Origin of the sequence: Psychrobacter sp. Pi2-52 (assembly GCF_904846705.1) — a bacterium.
Classification (GTDB): Bacteria; Pseudomonadota; Gammaproteobacteria; order Pseudomonadales; family Moraxellaceae; genus Psychrobacter.
In genome coordinates this window covers 1-2,557 of the sequence record NZ_CAJHBS010000046.1, presented here as the reverse complement: position 1 = coordinate 2,557, position 2,557 = coordinate 1, and the positions used below count along the sequence as shown (strand labels likewise).

Sequence of the window (2,557 nt, the reverse complement as noted above, 5' to 3'; positions counted from 1 at the left end):
TTGATGTTTTGTGATTTTCTTTGATAGATGTATCAGCTACTTTAGCTGTACCTTCTGCATCCAACTTAGATAAATCTAACTCTGAGAATATCTCCATAATTTGAGCATGTGATAATTCTTGAAAACGTATAGCATTATTTACAAGAGCTTCACCATTTTGAAAGCTAAAATCACTAAGCTTTTCATAAAACTGTTCTACTAGCTGCATATCAGACTCTGTCCAGTCTTTAGGTTCTGATGTTTTTAAAAAAGCAAGAGCAGCTGGCGCATTTTGCATAAGTTGTTTAGCTGTAGTAGAAGCGGTAGCAGCCTTTATCACAGGTATAACAGCAACAGGTATCATCTAAAATCTCCAAAATATAGTTTATAAAATCAAATAAAACATATTAACCCATTACGTAAAGGTAGTTTCAAGATATTCATCTATTTGTGCTAACTGAACTTACTAGATGATTGTCACCTGCCGTAAAAAAAACTATGGACAATGCCCCAAGGGAACCAGTTATTTTGACCTCTAAACCTATTAACAGACTACTTAAAACAGACTGATATAATGGAACCATCTATAACAGACTCTTGAATTATAGGACTGGTTGCTGTGCTTTTTTCCTATCATTAGCCTATAGCCAAACCAATAATCAATGATATGAGCTGAAATAGCACTTATTTACTGTCTGATTAGCTCAAATTTCAATTCTAAGGGTGAAGACCTAGTAAGTTAGCTATTGAGCAATCAAAGACGCTTACAGGGAAAATATGAGCAATTACTAATTATTTGATGATTACCTGAGCTTGGTGATAATTTTACCAATAACCAATAATTCAAATCTGAGTCAATCTATCCAATCAGGGGTTAATTAATCCTTAATGATGTTCTGAGCCTGATTTAGTCATCAATTCAAAATAAAGTTATTAACAATCAAAAAAATAATTCTTATGCTTTTAAATAATTAGCTTTTAAAAGAGCTTTTAGAGTCCCTGACAGCCCTTGATAGTAAAGGCGTTTAGCGTTCATACCCTTACGTTTATCGCACCATACCCTTACGTTTATCGCACCAATTTAAGCCAATACCCTTACGTTTATCGCACCTATACTTACGTCAGTAAACAAAGTAAGTTAATTGTGCTATCATCATTAAAATCATTTCGATAATAAGCCGTCATTATGTCTGAGTTAGTCGTTAAAGATACCGCATTAATCAATGCAAGTTATACGCTCGATTTAGCAGAACAGCGACTAATCCTATTGGCAATTATTGAGGCTCGCAATTCAGGCCAAGGTATCACGCATGACAGTCTGCTAAAAATCCATGCAAGTAGTTACGCAAAGCAGTTCGGGGTAAATGATAAAACAGCGTACACGGTCGTCAAAGATGCCAGTAAAGGACTGTTTGACCGATATGTCACCTACCACGACAAAAACCCAAAGAACGGCAAAGACAGGTCGTTTCATTGTCGCTGGGTAGATAAGATAGGCGTTGAGCCTGATAGCGGTATCGTTTATATGCGCTTTACGTCTGATGTTGTTCCCTTGATAACACGGCTTGAAAGTCACTTCACAAGTTATGAAATCGAGAAAGTAGCGAACCTGAGCAGTAGCTATGCTATTCGACTATATGAGCTTTGCGTGGCATGGCGTGAACAAGGATTTACACAGCGATATAAGATTGATGATCTACGCCAAAAGTTAGGCGTTGAGCCTGAAAAGTATAAAGAAATGTATAACTTCAAGATAAGAGTTATTGACCTTGCTATCAAACAGATTAATGAGCATACGGATATTACGGTCAATTACGAGCAGCACAAAACAGGTCGCACTATTACCGCTATGTCCTTCAAATTCAAACAAAAAAAAGCACCTGAGCCGATAGCCAAAGATGATGCGTTCATCAAGATGACAGACAGCCAAGTAAAAACATTCAGCGCCAAGCTTGCTGCCTTACCTGAACTTGGCAGTAATGCACCTATTGGTAAAAGCACTGCTGAGTTTGCCGCTATTATTGCTAATGATCTTGTAGACGAAAATAAGCAAGCCCAGTATATGCCCTATCTTGCAAAGTTAGGTTATCAACCTAAAAAGCATAAGACATAGCGATATTCTAAAATTACTAGATAATCAGTTTCCGCTTTTTTAGCATTACGTCTTTTCGTAGTGTTGGGGGTGTGGGGGTTTACCCCTGCCGATGTTTTGATTTTATAAATGTGTGACCGTTAGGGATAAACATTTGTAAAGTCGAAAACTCGCACTTAGTCAGTGGGACTCAGTTATTAGTCTTTAAAAAGAAGCTAGCTATTAGCTAGCTTCTTCAGAATATAGTTAGTTAGAGTTTTTTTATTTTACTTTTTATCGCCAAATAATTTTTCTGATACGCTTCTAGGACGTCTTAGCTTATAGTTATTATTTGAAGAATTTTTAGCTGAAGAGAAGGCAGCTAATACACTAACAGATACGCCAATGACAGTTGCTAGAGTATTAAATCTTGATGTTTTGTGATTTTCTTTGATAGATGTATCAGCTACTTTAGCTGTACCTTCTGCATCCAACTTAGATAAATCT

General features: G+C 36.5%; 3 protein-coding genes. 1 reads left to right on the top strand and 2 read right to left on the bottom strand.

What is annotated here, in order from left to right:
• Window positions 1–343 (bottom strand): hypothetical protein (locus tag JMY00_RS13405; RefSeq protein ID WP_201580524.1); only part of this gene is annotated, 343 nt, incomplete at its 3' end.
• Between the two features lie 822 nt (window positions 344–1,165).
• Between JMY00_RS13405 and repM the strand changes: the two genes are divergently transcribed.
• A complete protein-coding gene (gene repM / locus JMY00_RS13400; protein ID WP_201580523.1) occupies window positions 1,166–2,092 on the top strand; it encodes a replication initiation protein RepM in 927 nt (308 codons plus the stop codon).
• Between the two features lie 245 nt (window positions 2,093–2,337).
• On the opposite strand, the gene JMY00_RS13395 is transcribed toward repM, so the two are convergent.
• Window positions 2,338–2,557, bottom strand: a 220-nt coding sequence (locus JMY00_RS13395) for a hypothetical protein (protein WP_201580522.1), incomplete at its 5' end; no start/stop codon positions are given.